Origin of the sequence: Janthinobacterium sp. CG_23.4 (assembly GCF_029892305.1) — a bacterium.
GTDB classification, from domain to species: domain Bacteria; phylum Pseudomonadota; class Gammaproteobacteria; order Burkholderiales; family Burkholderiaceae_D; genus Janthinobacterium; species Janthinobacterium lividum_D.
In genome coordinates this window covers 966,025-985,930 of sequence record NZ_JARXUX010000001.1, presented here as the reverse complement: position 1 = coordinate 985,930, position 19,906 = coordinate 966,025, and the positions used below count along the sequence as shown (strand labels likewise).

Annotated in this window: 20 protein-coding genes; 9 read left to right on the top strand and 11 right to left on the bottom strand. The window is 61.1% G+C overall.

Translation table 11 applies throughout. The features are described 5' to 3' along the window. Positions 1–107: 107 nt before the first annotated feature. A complete protein-coding gene (locus H4V96_RS04315) occupies positions 108–554 on the bottom strand; it encodes a transcriptional repressor (protein WP_196855336.1) in 447 nt (148 codons plus the stop codon). Positions 555–713: 159 nt separating this feature from the next. Here H4V96_RS04315 and H4V96_RS04310 point away from each other — a divergent pair, with 159 nt between their 5' ends. After that, positions 714–2,765, top strand: coding sequence for a TonB-dependent receptor (locus tag H4V96_RS04310; protein WP_196855337.1), 2,052 nt, complete (start codon positions 714–716; stop codon positions 2,763–2,765). Between the two features lie 3 nt (positions 2,766–2,768). Here the strand turns inward: H4V96_RS04310 and ugpQ are convergent, their stop codons facing one another. Beyond that, positions 2,769–3,509 carry a glycerophosphodiester phosphodiesterase gene (gene ugpQ, locus H4V96_RS04305; RefSeq protein WP_196855338.1) on the bottom strand — a complete coding sequence of 247 codons (741 nt, stop codon included), beginning with the start codon at positions 3,507–3,509 and terminating at the stop codon, positions 2,769–2,771. A gap of 208 nt (positions 3,510–3,717) precedes the next feature. Between ugpQ and H4V96_RS04300 the strand changes: the two genes are divergently transcribed. From H4V96_RS04300 to H4V96_RS04290, 3 genes are all read left to right on the top strand, one after another. Then, the gene (locus tag H4V96_RS04300; protein WP_196855339.1) at positions 3,718–4,821 is read left to right on the top strand and encodes a histidine kinase; all 1,104 of its coding nucleotides are present in this window, start codon (positions 3,718–3,720) and stop codon (positions 4,819–4,821) included. Continuing rightward, positions 4,818–5,690, top strand: a complete 873-nt coding sequence (locus H4V96_RS04295; protein ID WP_196855340.1) for a LytTR family DNA-binding domain-containing protein — start codon at positions 4,818–4,820, stop codon at positions 5,688–5,690. Before H4V96_RS04300 ends, H4V96_RS04295 begins: the two co-directional genes overlap by 4 nt. A gap of 261 nt (positions 5,691–5,951) precedes the next feature. Continuing rightward, on the top strand, positions 5,952–6,593 hold the full coding sequence (locus tag H4V96_RS04290) for a hypothetical protein (protein WP_070345676.1): 642 nt from the start codon (positions 5,952–5,954) through the stop codon (positions 6,591–6,593). A gap of 7 nt (positions 6,594–6,600) precedes the next feature. Here H4V96_RS04290 and H4V96_RS04285 read toward each other — a convergent pair whose 3' ends face one another. After that, positions 6,601–7,932, bottom strand: a complete 1,332-nt coding sequence (locus tag H4V96_RS04285; RefSeq protein WP_280720719.1) for an MFS transporter — start codon at positions 7,930–7,932, stop codon at positions 6,601–6,603. A 110-nt stretch (positions 7,933–8,042) separates the two neighbouring features. Between H4V96_RS04285 and H4V96_RS04280 the strand changes: the two genes are divergently transcribed. Next, positions 8,043–8,945: a LysR family transcriptional regulator gene (locus H4V96_RS04280; RefSeq protein ID WP_196855341.1), complete on the top strand. Its 903-nt coding sequence runs from the start codon at positions 8,043–8,045 to the stop codon at positions 8,943–8,945. Between the two features lie 82 nt (positions 8,946–9,027). Here H4V96_RS04280 and H4V96_RS04275 read toward each other — a convergent pair whose 3' ends face one another. The 4 genes from H4V96_RS04275 to H4V96_RS04260 form a co-directional block, all read right to left on the bottom strand. After that, the gene (locus tag H4V96_RS04275) at positions 9,028–9,900 is read right to left on the bottom strand and encodes a hypothetical protein (RefSeq protein WP_010395451.1); all 873 of its coding nucleotides are present in this window, start codon (positions 9,898–9,900) and stop codon (positions 9,028–9,030) included. A gap of 19 nt (positions 9,901–9,919) precedes the next feature. Continuing rightward, the gene (locus tag H4V96_RS04270; RefSeq protein WP_196855342.1) at positions 9,920–10,711 is read right to left on the bottom strand and encodes a hypothetical protein; all 792 of its coding nucleotides are present in this window, start codon (positions 10,709–10,711) and stop codon (positions 9,920–9,922) included. Further along, the gene (locus H4V96_RS04265) at positions 10,701–11,213 is read right to left on the bottom strand and encodes a hypothetical protein (protein ID WP_010395444.1); all 513 of its coding nucleotides are present in this window, start codon (positions 11,211–11,213) and stop codon (positions 10,701–10,703) included. Before H4V96_RS04265 ends, H4V96_RS04270 begins: the two co-directional genes overlap by 11 nt. 105 nt (positions 11,214–11,318) lie before the next feature. Then, a complete protein-coding gene (locus tag H4V96_RS04260; protein WP_010395442.1) occupies positions 11,319–11,612 on the bottom strand; it encodes a DnaJ domain-containing protein in 294 nt (97 codons plus the stop codon). 161 nt (positions 11,613–11,773) lie between these two features. Between H4V96_RS04260 and H4V96_RS04255 the strand changes: the two genes are divergently transcribed. The 3 genes from H4V96_RS04255 to H4V96_RS04245 all read left to right on the top strand — a co-directional run bounded on the left by H4V96_RS04255 (position 11,774) and on the right by H4V96_RS04245 (position 16,515). Further along, complete coding sequence (locus H4V96_RS04255) at positions 11,774–13,540, top strand: glutamine--tRNA ligase/YqeY domain fusion protein (protein ID WP_196855343.1); 1,767 nt, start codon at positions 11,774–11,776, stop codon at positions 13,538–13,540. A gap of 208 nt (positions 13,541–13,748) precedes the next feature. Continuing rightward, on the top strand, positions 13,749–15,608 hold the full coding sequence (locus tag H4V96_RS04250; RefSeq protein ID WP_280720718.1) for a CHASE domain-containing protein: 1,860 nt from the start codon (positions 13,749–13,751) through the stop codon (positions 15,606–15,608). Between the two features lie 193 nt (positions 15,609–15,801). Continuing rightward, positions 15,802–16,515: a hypothetical protein gene (locus H4V96_RS04245; protein ID WP_196855344.1), complete on the top strand. Its 714-nt coding sequence runs from the start codon at positions 15,802–15,804 to the stop codon at positions 16,513–16,515. A gap of 87 nt (positions 16,516–16,602) precedes the next feature. Here H4V96_RS04245 and H4V96_RS04240 read toward each other — a convergent pair whose 3' ends face one another. The 4 genes from H4V96_RS04240 to H4V96_RS04225 all read right to left on the bottom strand — a co-directional run bounded on the left by H4V96_RS04240 (position 16,603) and on the right by H4V96_RS04225 (position 18,824). Further along, positions 16,603–16,842: a hypothetical protein gene (locus H4V96_RS04240; protein WP_029496207.1), complete on the bottom strand. Its 240-nt coding sequence runs from the start codon at positions 16,840–16,842 to the stop codon at positions 16,603–16,605. Positions 16,843–17,080: 238 nt separating this feature from the next. Further along, positions 17,081–17,353 carry a hypothetical protein gene (locus H4V96_RS04235; RefSeq protein WP_196855345.1) on the bottom strand — a complete coding sequence of 91 codons (273 nt, stop codon included), beginning with the start codon at positions 17,351–17,353 and terminating at the stop codon, positions 17,081–17,083. A gap of 209 nt (positions 17,354–17,562) precedes the next feature. After that, positions 17,563–17,823, bottom strand: a complete 261-nt coding sequence (locus tag H4V96_RS04230; RefSeq protein ID WP_010395430.1) for a hypothetical protein — start codon at positions 17,821–17,823, stop codon at positions 17,563–17,565. 83 nt (positions 17,824–17,906) lie between these two features. Further along, entirely contained in the window at positions 17,907–18,824 is a 918-nt protein-coding gene (locus tag H4V96_RS04225) for an SDR family oxidoreductase (protein WP_196855346.1), read from the bottom strand. A gap of 12 nt (positions 18,825–18,836) precedes the next feature. Here H4V96_RS04225 and H4V96_RS04220 point away from each other — a divergent pair, with 12 nt between their 5' ends. Continuing rightward, complete coding sequence (locus tag H4V96_RS04220; RefSeq protein WP_196855347.1) at positions 18,837–19,862, top strand: CDP-6-deoxy-delta-3,4-glucoseen reductase; 1,026 nt, start codon at positions 18,837–18,839, stop codon at positions 19,860–19,862. Positions 19,863–19,906: the final 44 nt, after the last annotated feature.

Genomic DNA, 19,906 nt, shown 5'->3' with positions numbered 1-19,906 from the left:
AAAGAGTGGCGGCAGCTTTAAAGGGAAGATTATACGTGATATGGGGTGTAGCAATTACGCCAGGCAAGGCCATTGTGCACCCGTGCCCAGCCGGACCGCCAGCCCGCTCAGGCCGGGTCGTGACCCTTGGCGCAGGCGTGCGGGGCGGCGCCCGTTGACGCCACCCTGGCAGCGACGGCACCATTGCAGTCGGCGCAGCGGCCGTACAGCGTCAGCTCGTGGCGCTCGACGACAAAGCCTTGCGGCGCCATGCGCTTCAAGTCGCCCGGACAATCATGCACATCGAACACGCGCTGGCACGTGCTGCACTGAAAATGGTGGTGATGGTGATTGGCGGCCGTGTTCGACTCATAGCGTGGGTTTTCGCCCGGCAAGGTGACCACGTGCACTTTTTCTTCCAGCACCAGCGATTTTAAGTTGCGGTAGACGGTAGCGATGCCCAGTTGCGTCACCTGCAAGCTGGCCTGTTCGAGGATTTCCTGCGCCGACAGAGGGCGCTGGGCCGATTCTATGGCGGCTTGAATAGCGGTTTTTTGACGTGTTGTGCGTTCCATAGCCGACAGAATACACCATCCGTGTCCATCTACCGTCCGGAAAACTGTCACACAATAATGATAATGGGTTATCATTATCATCTTATGGCAGTCAGCCCATACGGCAATAGCCTGCCCAAACGTCGCAAACACCGATAGCAGATAAAGGAAATCTTAACCATGTCCGTTCGTCTTCAACAACCAACTCCCCTCGCACTGGCCATCATGCTGGCCTTCGCCGCACCGGCCAGCGCACTGGCGCAGCAGGCAGCGACCTTGCCGGCCGTGACCGTCTCGGCCAGCGCCCTGGCCCTGGGCAGCGACGACATGAGCACGCCCGTGAGCGTACTCGAAGGCGAGGCACTGGTACTGGCACGGGAAGCGACCTTGGGCGAAACCCTGGCTGGCCAGCCCGGCATCACGGCCAGCCATTTCGGCGCCGGCGCCAGCCGTCCCATCATCCGTGGCATGGATGGCCCGCGCGTGAAAATCCTCTCCGACGGCGCCGAAGTGCAGGATGCCTCGACCATCAGTCCCGACCATGCGGTGGCGGCCGAACCGATGCTGTCGGAACAGATTGAAGTCCTGCGCGGCCCGTCCGCGCTGGCGTATGGCGGCGGTGCCGTCGGCGGCGTCGTCAACGTGATCGACAAGAAAATTCCTACGCGCGTGCCGGCCAAGGGCTTTGAAGGCAGCGCGGAAGTGCGCGCCAACTCGGGCGCGCGCGAAAAGGCGGGCGCCTTTGAAGTCACTGGCGGCAGCGGCAACATCGCCTTCCACGCAGAAGGCGTGAAGCGCGACGCAAAAGAGTACAAGGTCGGCAGCGGCTGGGAAGGCGGCGCCAAAGTGGCCGGCAGCGACAACAAGACGGACACGGGCAGCGTGGGCGTGTCGTGGGTGGGATCACAGGGTTTCCTGGGTCTGGCCTTCACCAGCCAGCATGCCGAGTACGGCTTGCCTGGCCACAACCACGAATTCGCGAGCTGCCATCCGCACGGCACGCACCTGCATTGCGGCGGCCACGACGGCCACGACCACGGTGCTGAAGAAGAACATGGGCACGATCATGAAAGCGTGCCATATGTCAAACTGAAGAGCGAACGCTGGGATGTGCGCGGTGAATTGCGCGATCCCGTGCCCGGCTTCGCCAAGCTGCGCCTGCGCGCCGCGTTCACCGATTACAAGCACGACGAAATCGAAGGCACGGAAATCGCCACCACCTTCAAGAACAAGGGCCACGATGCGCGCCTGGAAATGGAACACTACCCCGTCTTCGGCTGGCGCGGCGTGCTCGGCCTGCAAACATCGAAGCGCGATTTCTCCGCCCTGGGCGAGGAAGCCTATGTGGCGCCAACGCTAACGAAGAAACATGCAGCCTTCCTGGTGGAAGAATACCATCTGCAGCAATGGCGCTTCGAAGCGGGCTTGCGCCACGAATGGCAAGACATTGCCGTCGACAGCGCCACCTTGCAAAAGCGCAGCGCCAAGGGCACGTCCGTGTCATTCGGTGCCTTGTGGAAATTTGCGCCCCAGTATTCGCTCGGCTCAAGCATTTCCCGCACCCACCGTTTGCCCAGCGCCGAGGAACTGTATGCACACGGCGTACACATGGCCACGGCCACGTATGAACTGGGCAATCAAAACCTGGGCAAGGAAACGTCGAACAATATCGATTTGACCTTGCGTAAATATGCGGGTGCCACGACGTTCTCGGCCAGCGCCTATCGCAACAAGGTCGACAACTACATCTTTGGCAGCACCCTGGATAGCCACGAAGGCTTCCAGCTGATCCAGTACGCCCAGCGCGACGCCACGTTCACCGGCGTGGAAGGGCAAATCCGCCAGCAACTGAACCCCATATTCGGCGCCAGCGTGTTCGGCGACTATGTGCGGGCCAAACTGGCCGACGGCGGTGGCAATTTGCCGCGCATCCCCGCCCAGCGCGTGGGCGTGAAAGTTGACGCCAACTGGCAGGCGTGGAGCGGCGTGGCCGAATTCTACCGCGTGGGCAAGCAAGATAAAGTGGCAGCGTTCGAAACGGCAACGCCGGGCTACAACATGCTTAATCTGTCTGCCAACTATGACACGCGCATCGGCACCACGCCCGCCCAGTTCTACATCAAGGCGAACAACCTGACGAATCAACTGGCGTACAGCCATACCTCGTTCATCAAGAATGCGGCGCCGTTGATGGGACGCAACTTGACTGTGGGAATGCGCGTCACGTTTTAATCCTTAGTACGGCTTGATCAAATCGATCCGGTCCGTACAAAAGCCGTCCACGCCCCAGGCCAGCAGCTCGCTGGCCCGTTCGGGCGTGTTGACGGTGTAGCAAAACAGTCCAAATCCCCCGCTTTTCACCTCTCGCGCCAATGCTGGCGTCAGTTGCCGATGGTCGCAATGGATGGCCACCACGCCCAGTTCGCGCGCCATCCGTGCCCAGTCTTGCGGTAGTTGTTCGAGCAGCCAGCCGCACGCCAGTTCCGGCGCCGCCTGGCGCGCCGCTTGCAAGGCTGCGATGCTGAACGAGGATAGCAGGGGCAATAATTCTCCCGTAGCGATTTCCTTCGCGAAAAAATCGCGCGTGGCCTGCGCCACCGTCGCGCCCGTGGCCACCTCGAAGCCGGGCGCTGGCTTGATTTCGATATTCATCCAGATGCGCTGCGCCTTGCAATACGCCACCACGGCGTCGAACGCGGGCACGCCCTCGCCTGCAAACTGCGGGCCAAACCAGGCGCCCGCCTCCATGCTCCCCAGTTGCGCAGCCGTGTAATCGTTGACATGTCCGCTGCCAGCCACGGTGCGCCCCAGCTGCGGGTCGTGCACCACGACAGGCACGCCGTCGGACGCCAGCATGACGTCAAATTCCACGGCGCGATAGCCGTGGGCCAGGCCACAGCGCAGGGCGGCCAAGGTGTTTTCAGGCGCCAGAGTGCCGCCGCCGCGGTGCGCCAGGGTGCGTGGATAGGGCCACATGGTGTTCCTTTAGCGTGATAAGGTGATCGATCAGAACGTCTTGCCATCATCGCGTGCAAGCAGCGCCATGTAAAGGACTGTAAAGGACGCGAGCAGGCGATTGGCGCCACGCCTGGCCCGTTTCGTCGCAGCGGCGTTGCCAGCGCGTGCAGAGCCGCTCATAATTGCCGTATTGCCAAGCAGAGCGCCCACCTGAAAGCAGTCCCGCATGCACACTACCGACGCTGCCCCCCGCAAGACGGGCTTTCCCTACCGGCGCCTGCTGAGCGATGCCCGCTATATGCTGTTGCTCAATGTCTTGTGCGGGCTTTTCATCACCTTCGTGCTCAACGACGGACGCAGCCTCTGGCTCAACCTGCTTGCGTCCATGTGCATAGGTGGCATCGCCTTCCTGCTCATCGACGGCATCCGCCTGGCATGCTGGGGCGAAGAACGCCGCCCACAAAAGCTCCCCTTCGCTGCCCTCATCATCGTCAGCGCCGGCGTGGCGCAAGTCGGCGGCACCATGCTGTTCGGCTGGCTAGCCAATATCGACGTTGCCGCACCCATCGCCCTGTCGCCGCGTAATGTCGGCATGACCATGTTTACCTTGGCGGTGGCGGGGGCGGCCATCCTGTTCTTTAGCAGCCGCGAGAAAATTGCGAGACTGCAAATGGAGGCGGCCCAGGAAAAGGCCCGCGCCGAATCCGTGGCGCGCCAGGCGATGCAAGCCCAGCTGCAACTGCTGCAGGCACAGATTGAACCACACATGCTGTTCAATACCCTGGCCAACTTGCAGGGCCTGATCAGCTTTGATGCGCACCGCGCCCAGCAGCTGCTCGATCAGCTGATCCAGTATTTGCGCGCCACCCTTTCATCATCGCGCGCCGAGTCCACCACCCTGGGGCAGGAGTTTGCCCTCATGCAAGCCTACCTGGGGCTGATGTCCATCCGCATGGGCGAGCGCCTGCGCTTCACGCTGGACTTGCCCGAGGCCTTGCAGCAGATCAAGGTGCCCCCCATGCTGCTGCAACCGCTGGTGGAAAATGCCATCCAGCACGGCCTGGAACCGAAAATCGAAGGCGGCCATATCCGCGTGCAGGCATCCACCGACGCTGGCGTGCTGATACTCACCGTCTGCGACGATGGCTTGGGCCTCGATCATCCGGGCCAGACCAAGGGCACGCACCTGGGCGTGGCAAATATCCGCGAACGCCTGCGCGGCATGCATGGCGATGCCGCCAGCCTGTCGCTGGCCGCCAACCATAGTTCAGGCGCGACTGCTCGCCTGACATTCCCCCTTCCACCCTCCATTACGAGTCCCTTCGCATGAGCCAGCACACCCCTCGCCCACCGCGCGCCCTGATCGCCGAAGACGAACCCATCCTCGCCGCCGCCCTTGCGCACGCCTTGCAGCGGCTGTGGCCAGAACTCGACATAATCGCTAGTTGTCCGAACGGCGTGGAAGCCTTGCGACTAGGGCTGGCATTGCAACCCGAGATACTCTTTCTCGACATCAAGATGCCAGGCAAGACGGGCCTGGAAGCGGCCGAAGAACTGGCGGAACAATGGCCCGACGGCGTGGCGTTTCCCCACATCGTGTTCGTCACCGCCTACGATGAATACGCGCTGGCCGCCTTCGAACAGGCAGCCGCCGATTACGTTTTAAAACCCGTCAACGATGCGCGCCTGGGCAAGACGGTGGAACGCCTGCAGCAGCGCTTGCGCAACAGTGCCGGCGCCGTCGCCAGTGCTACAGCAGCGCCAGCAGCGGCGGCAGCTCCAGCCGCCACGGCGGCGACGCAAATAGCATCCGCCGACGATGACAATATGGCACGCTTGCTGCGCCAGCTGCAAGCCATGCTGCCAGCCGCGCCGCGGCTGCAAATGATACGCGCGGCCGTTGGCAACAGCGTGCGCATGATCGCCTTGGCCGACGTCGTGTATTTCGAGGCGCTGGACAAATACATCAACGTCGTGTGCCGCGACAGCGAAGCGCTGATACGCACCAGCCTGAAGGAACTCTTGCCGCAGCTGGACGCGCAACAATTCTGGCAAATCCACCGCGGCACCATCGTCAATGCCAGCGCCATCGCCACGGCCGTGCGCGACGAGGCAGGCAAGCTGTCACTGACCCTGCGCCAGCATCCGGCACAGCTGCGCGTCAGTCCTTTGTATGCCCACCTGTTCCGCCAGATGTAAGGCGCTCAAGCGACAAGGCCTGGTGCAGCCGGCGCTTCAGGTCCCGCTTCGGGTGCGATGGTTTCAGGTCCGCTCATGCAGCATGGCCCCTGGGCACGGCACTGTGCATTTCCGGCATCACGCTGCTGGCCGCGCAGGGTTCCGCGCCAGCAGCCTCAGCAACACAATTTCCATGCGACACTTTTTTGTAAGTGCGTGTGACATTTTAGATAATTATCAAATACCTCAGATATATTGGCATACCTGAACCACGATGCCCCCATGACCTCCTTACCCATCCTGCCCCGCCGCGCTCCCGGCTTGTTGCTGATCGTGCTGCTGCACGTGGGCATGGCATACATTGTCATGCAGTCACGGCCGCGCCTTGCCATTGACGAGAACCTGCCACAGGGTCCAGCCATTACCTGGTTGCGCCAGCCCCTGCCTGCGCGCGCCAAGCCAGCCGCATTGCCCATTGCAAAACCAGCGGCGGCGCGCCTGCCAAAGCCGATTGCAGCGCCCATCAGCCATCGCCTGCCTGCCCCCAGCGTCGATGTCGAGCCAGCGCCAGCGCCGGCCACACCAGTGGCGATCGCGCTGGCCGCGCCAGTAAGCGCAGCCGACATCCTGGCGCAAGCCAAGCGCGACGTGGGCCAGATCGACAGGGATTTGCGCAAGCAATTCCCGACGCGGGGCGGTGAGAAATTCGACGACACTGCCTATAAGCGCATGCAGCAAGGCTTTGCCGAGGCCTACGCAGCCGTGCCGCCGAAATGGTATGAGGCGTCAAAAATCGAGGAAGTGGGCGCGAATGCAAGCGGGGGCAGCCGCACCTACAAGATCACCAGCGCGCTCGGCACCTTGTGCGTGACCACGCGCGCGGGCAAGCAGGGGGAAACGATGATAGGCATGTGTCCGAAGTAAAGCTCGCTCAGGCCGCTTCACGCGCCCCCAGCGGTTGCAGATGGCGCAGGCGCAGGGCGACCAGCAGGCCGCCGGCCAGGCACAAGCCCAGCATGGTGACGATGCCAGTCCAGCCATCGTAGCCCCACATCATGCCCGAGGCGGAACCGATCAGACTCGAACCCAGGTAATAGAACAGCAGGTAAAAGGCTGACGCCAACGCTTGCGGCGCGCGCGCGCGGCGGCTGACCCAGCTGCTGGCGATCGAGTGCGAGGCAAAGAAGCCAAACGTGGCCAGCGCCATGCCTATGACGATCAGCGGCAGGGAATCGAACAGGGTCAGCAAAATACCCGACAGCATCACCGACAGCATGATCCACAGCACGCCCCGGCGACCCAGCCGGTCCACCAGGCGGCCCGCCCAGACGGAACTGAAGATGCCGATCAAGTACAACAACGCCAGCAAGCCCAGCGTACTGTGGCGCAAGCCAAAGGGCGCGGCCAACAGGCGATAGCCGATGTAGTTGTACAGGCTGACGAAACAGCCCATCAGCACGAACGCCAGGCAAAACAGCCACGGCAAACCCTGGTCGGAAAAATGCTGTTTGATGGCGTGCGGCAGCGCATTCCAGCCACGCGTACTGGGCACGAAGTTTTTCGATGCAGGCAAGCTGCGCCAGAATTCGGCTGCCGCCAGCAGGCCGGCCACGCCGAGTACACCCAGGGCCCAGCGCCACGAGAGGAAGTCGCTGAGCATGGACGCCACCAGCCGTCCCGACATGCCGCCGAAGGCGCTGCCAGCAATATACAAACCCATCGACAGGCCCAAAGATGGCCCCTCGATTTCCTCGCCCAGATAAGCCATGGCCACGGCTGGCATGCCGCCCAGGGCCACGCCCAGCGCGGCGCGTATCATCAGCAATTGCGCATAATCGCGTGCAAAGGCGGACAAGATGGTCAACACCGCGGCGGCAAACAGCGACGCCACCATCAGCGGTTTGCGCCCGATGCGGTCCGACACGGCACTGAGCAGCACCAGCGAGATGGCCAGCAAGCCGCTCGACACGGACAAGGACCAGCTGCTCTGCGCCGGCGTCAAATGGAACTGCTGTGACAGCAGGGGAAACAGCGGCTGTATGCAATACAGCAAGCTGAAGGTGGCAAAGCCGCCGAAGAACAGCGCGCGGTTGCTGCGCTTGAATTCCAGCGTTCCCTTGGCGATGGCAGAGCGGGCGGCGGGAGCGGCGGGGGCAACAGGGGAAACGGGAGCGACAGGAGAAACCGTGATAACACTAGAAACAGAGGAAACAGAAAGCGCCGAGGTGGCGGCGGAGGCATAAGCGAGCGATGAATCAGACATGGCCGTGTTTCAAAAGAGGAAGCGAGTTTCCATGTTAGGATTGCCAACTCATATCGTCCAATATATATTTTAGGCCCAACTCATACTTTAAAACGATTACTGGATCCGCCATGGAATTGCGTCACCTGCGTTACTTCGTCGCCGTCGCAGAAGAGCTGCACTTCACGCGCGCAGCTGAACGGCTGCACATCGGCCAGCCGCCGCTGAGCCAGCAAATCCAGGCGCTGGAAGCGGAGCTCGGTGCGCAGTTGTTTGAGCGCAACAAGCGCTCCGTGCGGCTGACGCAAGCGGGCGCGCTGTTTCTCGACGATGCGCGGCGCATCCTGGCCCTGTCGGAACAGGCGGCCGTCACGGCGCGCCGGGCCCAGCGCGGCGAAGCGGGCGAATTGCGCATCGGCTTTACCTTTTCCACGCCCTTTACGCCGTATTTCGCCACCGTCATCAACCGCTACCGCCAGCAATTTCCGCACGTCAGCCTGACCTTGCATGAAATGGCGACATTGCACCAGCTGGTAGCGATCTCGGACAGGACGATGGACCTGGGCTTCGTGCGCCCGCCAGAAACGACGTACCCATCTGATATCAAGCTGACGCCACTGCGGCAAGACCCGCTATGCCTGGTGCTACCGGTCGCCCATGCGCTGGCAGACAAGGACGCCATTAGCATTGCCGACATGGCGGGCGAAGGCTTTGTCATGTATTCCAAGGATGCGGGTACGGGCATTTATCGGCAGATTTTCCGCCTGTGCAAGGCGGCCGGCTTCGTGCCCCAGTTGGCGCAGGAAGCGGGCGAGGCGTCGACCATCATCGGTCTGGTGGCGGCCGGCTGCGGCATTTCCGTGCTGCCCGCCTCGTTCGACCGCATCCGCATGGATGGCGTGTGCTACCGCCCTATCGCCGACCCGCAGGCCACGACCAGCTTATTACTTGCACAACGGAAAGAAGAGACATCGCCGCTGGTGGCGGCTTTTGTCAAACTGGCCGAGCAAGCGGCGCTGGAAGAAAAAGAATAGGCCGGCGCGGGCCGGCCTACGTTGAGTCCTAGGTCGGATGAGCGGTGGCGAAGCCGCCGCGTAATCCGACAACAGCGTTGGATTACGAATAATCCGCGTCCAGCTCGGAACCGGCATAATTTTCCAGGTCTTCGAACAGGCTTTTCATGCTGGCCCGCGTAAGGATTTTATGCACCACGGTGCAGCTGCGGCGATAGGATGCGATGCGCTCGAGCAGCACCGGGTGATGCTGTACGGGCACCTTGGCCAGCAAGGCGGCCCAACCTTCCTCAAAGTCGGGCTTGTTCTTGCGCACGCAACGCACGAAACGCTCAAACTCCTTCTGCCCCGTGCGCGCCATGATGCGCCCGCCGCCTTCGATGGCGAAGATGATGGCCACGGCAATGACACCCTCGGCATTCAAATCGCTGTCGCTGACGGGACCGTTGTCGTGATGGCGGCGCAGCCAGCTGGCCAGCCGTACCACGGCTTGAACCTCCTTGCGCTGTTGCAACTGCAGTGCATACTTTTCATAACCGGCCCAGTTCTGGTTCGGGTCGGCCTGGCAAATATCGATGAACAGCTCGCGCAGGCGGCGCGCAAGGTAGACGGGGTCCTGGTCATATTCACCGACCAGGGCGTCTTCCGGCAACTGCGACAGCTCCTTGATCAGGCGAAAGCCCACCTGAAACGCGTGTTCGGCACCGTGCTCGACGAGAAAATCGAGGGCGGCCTGGTCGCCTTCATGCGTGACGGCCTGCTCCAGGCCCAGCGACACGGCGCCCACCGTCAGGAACAGCGCTTTCTGGATGCCGTCGGCCGTGCGTTCATTCGTGAACTTCTCGGCCACCATGGCCGTGATGCCCGTCAATTCGTCGGCCAGGTCCAGCGCCGCATCCTCGCGCGTATCGTTGGGCAACAGCTTGATGGCGCGCACCAGGCGCGGAAGATTTTCTACAACAATGGCTGGCAGCATTAGACGTTCCCTGCTTTCATCACGAGAAAATGCCGCTGCCCAGGCTGCGGCGCGTGCTCGAGCGCGGCGCGCTGCGCGTGCTCGGCACTTGCTTGCGCAAGCGGTACAGCAATTCCTTGGTACTGCGCTGCAACATGGTCGGCTCTTCGTCCGGGTCGTCCGAGTATTCGGCATCGGCCAGGTCGGCGCTGTGGCGGAAGTCGGGGAACAGTTCGAACAGCGAGCGGTCCCAGCCGTCTTCATTGGCTTGCGCCAATTCAATGGCCAGCGGCACGACATCATTGTCGGACGAGGTCACGCCCGTCACATACGGTCCCTTGATGACGATTTCGCCCGCCACTTCGAGGATTTCCTTCGGTGCCATCGAGAACAAAATGGCGAACGCCGTGGCGCCCCAGTCGGTGGCGGACGCTTCGAGCAACAGCTCGCGGCGGCGCTCGGCGTCGTCGGTGGAAAACACCACGCCGTGGATGTGCGCGAACAGCGACTCGGCGATGCGTTCCGGATCATCTTCGATCTGGTCGTCGCTCCAGGTGGCGGCGATGAAGGCCAGGCTGTCGGCCCAGGCTTTCGGCGGCACCAGCAGGGTAGCCAGCGACATCTTGCCGCCGTCAAAGCCGGCCAGGTGCAAGGCCGTCACTTGCGGCGGGATGGCGCTCAGCACTTCCACCACGGCAAGATCACCGTACAGGTCGGCGGCATCGGCAAACGCTTGCTCGGCGTGTCCCAGCGAACCGGACAACACCAATTCCGTGACCTGTTTCGTCAGCGCGGGAAGGTTGCTTTTTTGATCCTCTTTCTTATCGACCATGCTCATCTCCATCCTGGTCAAACATCTGCGAGAAATCATCGGTGGCTTCATCTTCAGCGTGATCGTCGTCGCCGTCGTCATTCGCCGCCAACTGGTCGAGCGACTGGTCATCGTCGTCCCACAGGCGCGGATTCTTGTGCAAAAAGGCCGTGATGATGGCCTGGCGCGCCAGGTCCGGGAAACTCTCTTCGATGGCGGCGTACATCTTGGCCGCTTCCGGCGCGGCACAGGCAGCCATCGAAAACACGCGCGCCGGGTCGCCGAACTCGTAGTCTTCACTTTCGGCCAGCAAGCCTTTCGGGTCGCTGAAGGTGATGTGGTCAACCAGCGCGAAAGCGAGCATGTTCACGTCTTCGATGCCGCCACCACTGGCGTACTCGCTCACCAGAGCGTCAACCATGCTTTTATAGTTCTTGCGGTTCGGCGGGTCGCCGAGGATGCCATCGATCTGGCCTTCCAGCTCGCGCGACTGATACGCGAATTCGGGGTGTACTCTTCTCATGCTGTGCTTTCCAATGTAATACGCGGCGCTGTTAAATATTGCAAAAGCGCCATTGTTGTTGTTTTAAATGTTATTCAAGCCGCCTGATGGCGGCTGCCGGCAGACTCAGTCCGCTGGAAGGACGGTGCCATGCAGGCGGAACACGCCGCACCACAGGGCATAGGCTTCCGCTTCCGGATCGATGATGATGCGGTGGTTCACGCTCTGGTCGTATTCGGCGCGCTTGGCCGGGTCGGCCAGGATTTCATATGCCTTGGTAACGCTCTTGAAGCGCGCCTCGGCACCGGGGGCCTGGTTGCGGTCGGGGTGGAAACGCATGGCCAGCGAACGGTAAACCTTCTTGATTTCATCGTCGCTGGCATTGGGCGCGACACCGAGGACGTTATATAAATTTTCCATAAATGGCTCCGGGGTCACGTTTTGTTCACTAATTAAAGACGAATTATCCTATAGAACGGCGCCGGCGTCGCTTACGTCCTCGATATGCAGGCAAATACGTGCTTATAAAGCGCTTGCGGTACGGTAAAATGCTTTTTACTGTCACTCTTCCGCATTGATCAATGAGCAACGATAAACCGAATACCGCCGCGCCAGCGCTGGCGCCCAATTTCTTGCGTACCATCATCGAAGCCGACCTGGCTGCCGGCACCCACGTGCGTCCCGGCCTGCCCCAGGTGATCACGCGTTTCCCGCCGGAGCCGAACGGCTACCTGCACGTCGGCCACGCCAAGTCGATCTGTGTCAACTTCGGCCTGGCGCGCGACTACGCCGGCCAGTGCAACCTGCGCTTCGACGACACCAACCCGGCGAAGGAAGAACAGGAATACGTCGATACCATCATGGACAGCGTGAAATGGCTGGGCTTTGACTGGGAAGCGAAGCATGGCGATGGCAAGAGCCACCTGCACTACGCGAGCGACTATTTCGACCAGTTGTACGCGATGGCCGAGTACCTGATCACGGCTGGCTTTGCCTATGTGGACAGCCAGAGCGCCGAAGAGATGGCCGCCAACCGCGGCAATTTTGGCCAGGCCGGCAAGAATTCGCCGTTCCGCGAGCGGCCGCGCGAGGAATCGCTGGCTCTCTTCCGCGCCATGAAGGCGGGCCAGTTCAAGGATGGCGAGCACATCTTGCGCGCGAAGATGAGCGAAGATGCCATGAGTTCGCCGAACATGAACTTGCGCGACCCGGCCATCTACCGCATCCGCCATGCACACCACCACCGCACGGGCGACGCCTGGTGCATCTATCCGATGTATGACTACACGCACCCGATCTCGGATGCGCTGGAAAATATCACGCATTCGATCTGTACGCTGGAATTCCAGGACCACCGCCCGTTCTATGACTGGCTGCTGGAAACCCTGTCGGCCGGCGGCTTCTTCCAGCAGCCCGTGCCGCGCCAGTTCGAATTCTCGCGTCTGAACCTGACATACATCGTCACCAGCAAGCGCAAGCTGCGCCAACTGGTGGAAGAGAAAATCGTCGACGGCTGGGATGACCCGCGCATGCCGACCCTGGTGGGCATGCGCCGCCGCGGCTACACGCCGGAAGCGATACAACTGATGTGCGAGCGCACGGGCGTGACCAAATCCGACGGCTGGATCGATTACAGCGTGCTCGAAGGCTGCTTGCGCGAAGACCTGGACCCGAAGGCGCCGCGCACGGTGGCCGTGCTGCGTCCTTTGAAGTTAATCATCGACAATTTCCCGGAAAACGAGAGTGTGGCCTGCACGGCGCCCGTGCATCCGCACTTCCCGGAACGGGGCTTGCGCACCTTCCCCATCTCGCGCGAGCTATGGATCGAGGAAGACGACTTCATGGAGGTGCCAAACAAAGGCTATTTCCGTTTGTATCCGCCCGTCGCCGACAAGCCCGGCAGCAAGGTTCGCCTGCGCTACGGCTACGTGGTCGAGTGCACCGGTTACGACCAGGATGCCGATGGCAAGGTCATCGCCGTGCATTGCACCTATTTCCCGGACAGCAAGTCGGGGACCGAAGGCAGCGCCAACTACAAGGTCAAGGGCAATATGCACTGGATCAGCGCGCCGACGGCGATTCCCGCCGAAGTACGCCTGTACGACCGCCTGTTTACCGACGCACAGCCGGACGCGGGCGGCAAGGACTTCAAGCTGGCTTTGAATCCGCTGGCCAAGGAAGTCGTGCAAGCATGGCTGGAACCGGGCGCAGAACTGGCCCAGCCAGAACAGCGTTTCCAATTCGAGCGCCACGGCTACTTCGCAGCCGACCGCGTTGACAGCCAGCCTGGCAAGCCTGTCTTCAACCGCATCGTCACCCTGAAGGATAGCTGGCAGCCGGCAAAATAAGCCTTCTCGTCGCTCACAAAAAAACCGCTGCGGCGGTTTTTTTTCGCTTCAGAGAGAAACATTGCCTGTTGACTATCATCAGGATAATTTTGTATATTAGGCAGCTATTAGGAAATTTGCAATTTGCAATTTCGATAGTCCTTGTGCCCGCGAATACCGCCTCGCCCGCACAGGCCGTACCCGATTCCTCTTCCTGATGCGCATTGCGATGTCTTCTACTGCCGGCGAACGCCCCCTATCTGTTGGAAAAGGACCACTCTGGCAGCTCGGCTTGATGCTCTCGGTAATGGTGGGCATACTGTTCTACATGGCCGCTGCGCTGTCGATCGAAAACGATGCCAGCGACCTGTTCAATAATCTGACGCGCACTAGCCAGAAAAACATCACATCGCGCCTCAAGTCATATGCCAACCTGCTGCGCGGCACGGCCAGCCTGTTCTGCGCCAACGAGCACGTGAGCCGCGAGCAATTCCACCGCTACGTGGCGAACATGGCCTTGCCGCAGAACTACCCGGGCGTGATGAATCTCAATTACAGCCGGGCGCTCGAGCATGCACAGCGCAGCGCCTTCGAAGCGGCCATGCAGCGCGACTATCCGCCCGGGCGCGACGGCTATCCGGCGTTTGCCATCCATCCACCCGCCCCGCGCCCCGACTATTCCGTATTGGTGTACCTCGCGCCGATTGCCAGCGCCCCGGACAAGTATGGCTACGACATCGCCGAGCGCCCCTTGATCGCTGAAGTGCTGGCGCAGTCGCGCGATTCGGGACAGATCAGCAACTCCGGCGTGCCAGTGCCGATGCAAAGCCAGCCGCAACTGACGGGCATGGCCATGCGCCTGCCCGTGTACCGCTTCGGCATGCCGACCGACACCGTGGCGCAAAGGCGCGCGGCCTACCAGGGTTCCGTCGGCATCGGCTACGACCTGGTGACGATGATGCGCACCGCGCTGGCCGACATGCCGGTACGCAATGTCCGCCTGACTCTGTTCGATATCGGCTCCCGGACGCCTGGACAGCTGGACAAGCCGCTGGACTTGCCACACACGATGCGCCCCATCTTCGACGGCACGACGGCGGACGTGCAGACACCATGGTGGCTACCCAGCAACTCGGGGCAATATCTGAGCAGCACGAAGCTGATCGAGCACAATGGCCGCGCGTGGCAAGCAATGTTCAGCGTGCGCAAGAGCGAGCTGTATACGCGCTTTGAAACCTTCCTGCCTTGGCTGGCCCTGCTGACCGGCTTTAGCGGCACCATGCTGCTGTACATGCTGTTCCATACCATGGCCTCGTCGCGCCAGAGGGCCGTCCAGATGGCGACGGGCATGACGCAGGAATTGCGCGCCAGTCAGATCCGTCTGCAGCTGTCGCACCAGAAACTGCGCCGCCTGGCCGCCCACGCCGACCGGGCCAAGGAAGAAGAGCGCAAGCGCATCGCGCGCGAAATCCACGACGACCTGGGACAGAACCTGCTGGTCTTGCGCATCGATGCCGACATGCTGGCCTCGCGCACGCAGCGCCATCACCCACGCTTGAACGCCCGCGCCCGCTCGACCCTGGCGCAGATCGACGCTACCATCAAGAGCGTGCGCCATATCATCAATGACTTGCGCCCTACCGTGCTGGACCTGGGCGTGAATGCAAGCGTCGAATGGCAGGTGACGCAATTTTGTCGGCGCACGGGCATCGCCTGCGAAGTAAGCGAAAGCCATGACGACATTTTTTTGAGCGACGAGTGCGCCACGGCCCTGTTCCGTATCCTGCAAGAGTCGCTCAGCAATGTTTTGCAGCATGCCAATGCCAGCCGCGTGCAAGTCAAGCTGGAAAAGTGCCACGACAGCGTCTCGCTGAGCGTCAGCGACAACGGCGTGGGCGCGGCGATCAACGGACGCAACAAGCCGGGCTCGTTTGGCCTGGTGGGGATCGAGGAGCGTATCAAGTTACTGGGTGGCACTTTCTACATAGAAAGCAGTCCCGGTGCCGGCATGAGCGTGCGTGTCAGCGTGCCGCTGAACGCAGACGCTAGCGCGTTTCCCTACCAAGACGAACGCCGAGCCAAGGCCTGACAGGCAGTTCCAGCCTGCAGCAAGCAGCAAGCACAATTTGCGTATTCTGCAATTAGATGCAATATTAATGCAGAACAACTCAGCGCCTGCCCGCCATGGGCCAGGCATGCCTCGACCATTGACAAGGAGTACACACCAGCGCTCTTGCTTGTTGCACTGTATTGCCCACAACACTGTTTACCAAAGGATACTCATGAATACGAACGACAGTTTCAAGGCAATTGCCGATTTGAATTTGGAGGCGATCAAGGTCAAGTTGATGCACCGGGAGTCAGGCGAAGGATGGAGCCTGGAGAAGGCAAATGCGGTGGAATTCGAGTACCGGCGCTTCCTGATCCTGATGAAACAGTTTCCGCAAGAAGAAACGGCGCCACTGATGGACGTCGATACCTTCTGGCATTACCACATCCTCGACACCCTGAAGTATGCGGCCGACTGCGACCAGGTCTTCGGCTATTTCCTGCATCATTTCCCGTACATCGGCCTGCGTGGCGAAGACGACGAAGCGGCGCACCAGCGCGTGGGCGAACGCATGAAGCAGTTGTATGAGCAAACGTTCGGGGAAGATTATATCCGCGCAGAAACGGCGTATTCGGGGCGTGCCGTACAGGCGGCGTATTCAGGAAGGGCGGTGCAGGCCGCGTATTCGGGGCGTGCCGTGCAAACGGCGTTTTCCAGCGCAGCGGTGCAGACGACGGCGTATTCGGGAAGGGCCGTACAAACAGCATTTTCCAGTGCAGCGGTGCAAGCGACGGCGTATTCGGGCCGCGCAACAGGAACTGCCAATACCGCATTTTCCAGCGCGCCTGCCACCTTGGCCGGCGCAATAGTCAAATCATCCACGACTGGCGCGGAAATGCGGCGTTTCTATATCGATCGTCCGGTCTTGAACCGCGACCCGCAATAGAACTGCGCAAAACAGCTGCGGCTACCGCACGCGGCAAGCCTGTCTTACCCAGACGGCACCTCTCAGTTTGCCGTCTGTCAGGTGCTCTTAGGCAGCCATCAACTCGCGCAATTCACGAATGCTGAAATCGCTGATTTCATGCATGCGGATGAGGATCGTGGCGCCGATCGGCAAGGTATTGTGACGAATCTTGCTGATCACAGGTGGCGCCACTTCAAGCGCTCGCGACAGGGCGGCATCGTTTTTCAGTTGCAGCTTGTCGATGATCGCATCGAGCACGCGATTCGGGTTGTAGGTAGGCAAAGAGGTAATTTGTTTGAGAGACATGATCAAAATCCGTACTTGTTGTATTGGTGCACAAAGAAACAGAATGTCTCTTTTGCAATAATTCAGGATAAACACACTAAAAAGCGCCATCACTTATGCGGCTTTTACGCCACAAACGATATAATACACGCTATTGTTGATTTTTGCGTAACTTAAAGCAAAATTGTGACAATTGAAGAGAATTGACGCACGTTCGATGTGCTAGAGGATAACTCAAAACAGAAAAATTTGCTGCAAGTCATGCATTTTTTAAATACGCAATACCGCTGCGTATCAACCACACTAGCGCCATGAGCGTGCTCAGGCGAGCCATGTCGGCAGCCAAATACCAGCCTTGCGCTGCCACGCCGGCCGGGGTGATCGTCAGGCAGGTATAGGGGGAGGCGCGTATGCGGCACCAGGCCAGTTGCCGGCGAATTTCATCGGGCGGCGGCGGCGGCTGCTGCGCATATTCGCGGCCACGCATATAGGCGCGCACTTCTTCCTTGCTGGGATGATTCGCAGTTCGCATGGCTCGCTCCTGCTGACGGCAAACAACGTCACGCTCATGATAGTGCTGGCCACAAATAGCCTGGACGCGTGACGACATTGCTCAGCATATCGCCAGTTCGCCATGGCGCCCTTGCGTTGCATCAAATGGCCAGGCCACGCTGTTGCGACGAACCCACACTGCCGCATGCGCCGGCGGCATGGCGGACTATGACCTGCCTTGCTTGACGCTTATTTTTTTTGCTGGCGCACGCGCTGCTGCTGTTTTTCCTGCGTTTGCTGGCGATTCTGCTTGCGCTCGAACAGGGTGACCGCATCTTTCTTGGCTTGCTCGGCGGTACGCATTTCCTCGTGCGCATCGTGCGGGACAAAAAATTCGGCATCCTGCGCCGCTACCACCAGCTTGATGGCGGCATCGTCGTCGAGGTCATACAGTTCCGTCAGGATGGTGGTGACCTCGTCCAGGTATTGTTCGTAAGTGAGGGTGCTCATGCTGTAGTCCTTAAGTGAATGGCGCACCGCCGCAACGGCGCGCTGCGCGCCGGCCCAGCAAAGTGCGCAGATAACCGACCATTTTACCCGATGCCAGCCGTAGCGGCGGACAGCGACTGCAAGGCATCGGCCACGCGCGCGTAGCGCAGGCGCATGCCCAGCTCGCGCTTGAGGCGCGTATTGTCCAGGCGGCGCGATTCGGACATGAACGACAGCAGCATCGGCGTGACCACTTGCTGCAGTTCGGCACGCGGCAGGCGCGGCGGGTGCGGCAGGCCGAAGGTGTCGGCTACGGCATCGAAATATTCTGCCATTCTGAGTTCGCTATCATCGCTGGCGTGATACACGCGCCCTGGCTTGCCCCGCCACAAGGCCCGTTCGACGATGCGCGCCAGGTCATCGGCATGGATATGGTTGGTGTACACATCGTCGCCGGCGGCCAGGGCAGGCGTGCCTTCACGCAGGCGCTTGAGCGGCAGGCGGTCGTGTGCATAAATGCCAGGCACGCGCAAGATGGCCACGCTGGCAGCGCGGCGGGCGCCCCAGCGACGCAAAACCTGCTCCGCATCGACGCGCCGCTTCGCCCGCGCATTTGCCGGCGCTGTCGGTCGCGTCTCATCTACCCAGGCGCCGGCGCAATCGCCATACACGCCGCTGGTACTCACATACACCATGCGGGCATGCTCGGGTAAAATGGCGAGCAGATTGCGCGTGCGCCGGTCCAGCAAGCCCGACGACGGAGGCGGCGCCAGATGCACGATCATCGTCGCCAGTCCCGCCAGCCGTTTCAAGCTGGCGCGATCGTCGAGATTGGCCACGATGGGCACGGCGCCGGCCGCCCGCAGCTGCGCGCAACGCGCCGGCTGACTGGTGACGGCAAAGACGCGAAAGCGCGCGCGCAACAGGGGCAGCAGACGCATGCCGACGTCGCCGCAGCCCAGGATCAGCAGGCGCGGCAAGCCCAGCGGCTTGCGCAAAGAGTGCTCTAACATATTTTTCATCTCAAGGATTGTATGACTTTTCAAATTACTGTTCAGCCCAGCGGCCACCAATTCAGCTGTGAAGCGGACGAAACCGTCCTGTCGGCAGCGATACGCGCCGGCGTAGGCTTGCCGTATAGCTGCAAGAGCGGCGCCTGCAGCTCCTGCAAGGGCAAGATCGTTTCCGGCAGCGTACAGCATAAGCCATATCAGGCCCGCTCCCTGACGCAAGATGAAGCGGGCGCAGGCTACTCGCTGCTGTGCTGCGCCGTGCCGCAGGGTGACCTGGTGGTGCAGGCGCGCGAAGTGACGGGCAACAGCGACTATCCGATCAAGAAAATGCCGTCGCGCGTGACCACCATCAACAAAGTCGCGCCCGATGTCGTCGTGCTGACCCTGCAGTTGCCGGCCAGCGAACGCCTGCACTACCGCGCCGGCCAGTATATCGAAATCATGCTGCGCGACAACAAGCGCCGCAGCTACAGCATGGCCAGCGCCCCCGTCGACGGCGGCCCCGTGAGCCTGCACATCCGCCACATGCCCGGCGGCCTGTTTACCGACCAGGTATTTGGCAGCATGAAAGAGCGCGACATCCTGCGCTTCGAAGGCCCGATGGGTACCTTCTTCCTGCGCGAAGACTCCGACAAGCCGGTTGTACTGCTGGCCTCGGGCACCGGCTTTGCTCCCCTGAAAGCCATCGTCGAGCACATGATCAACGAAAAATCACAGCGCCCGATCACCCTGTACTGGGGCGCACGCCGTCCGCATGACCTGTACATGGATGCGCTGTGCCGCCAATGGGCCGCCGACTTGCCGCAGTTCACCTATGTACCCGTGGTGTCGGCAGCGCTGGAGGAAGATGCCTGGGACGGTCGCACGGGCTTCGTGCACCAGGCCGTCATGGCCGACTTGCCCGATATGTCCGCTTATCAAGTGTATGCCTGCGGCGCACCGATTGTCGTCGAATCGGCCAACCGTGATTTCGTACAATTGTGTCAACTTCCAGCTGACGAGTTTTACGCGGACGCCTTCACCACCGAAGCCGACCTGGCCAAGTAAGCCTGTAGACAGCGGGGTACTGCTGGCGCGCCATCGGCTGCCAC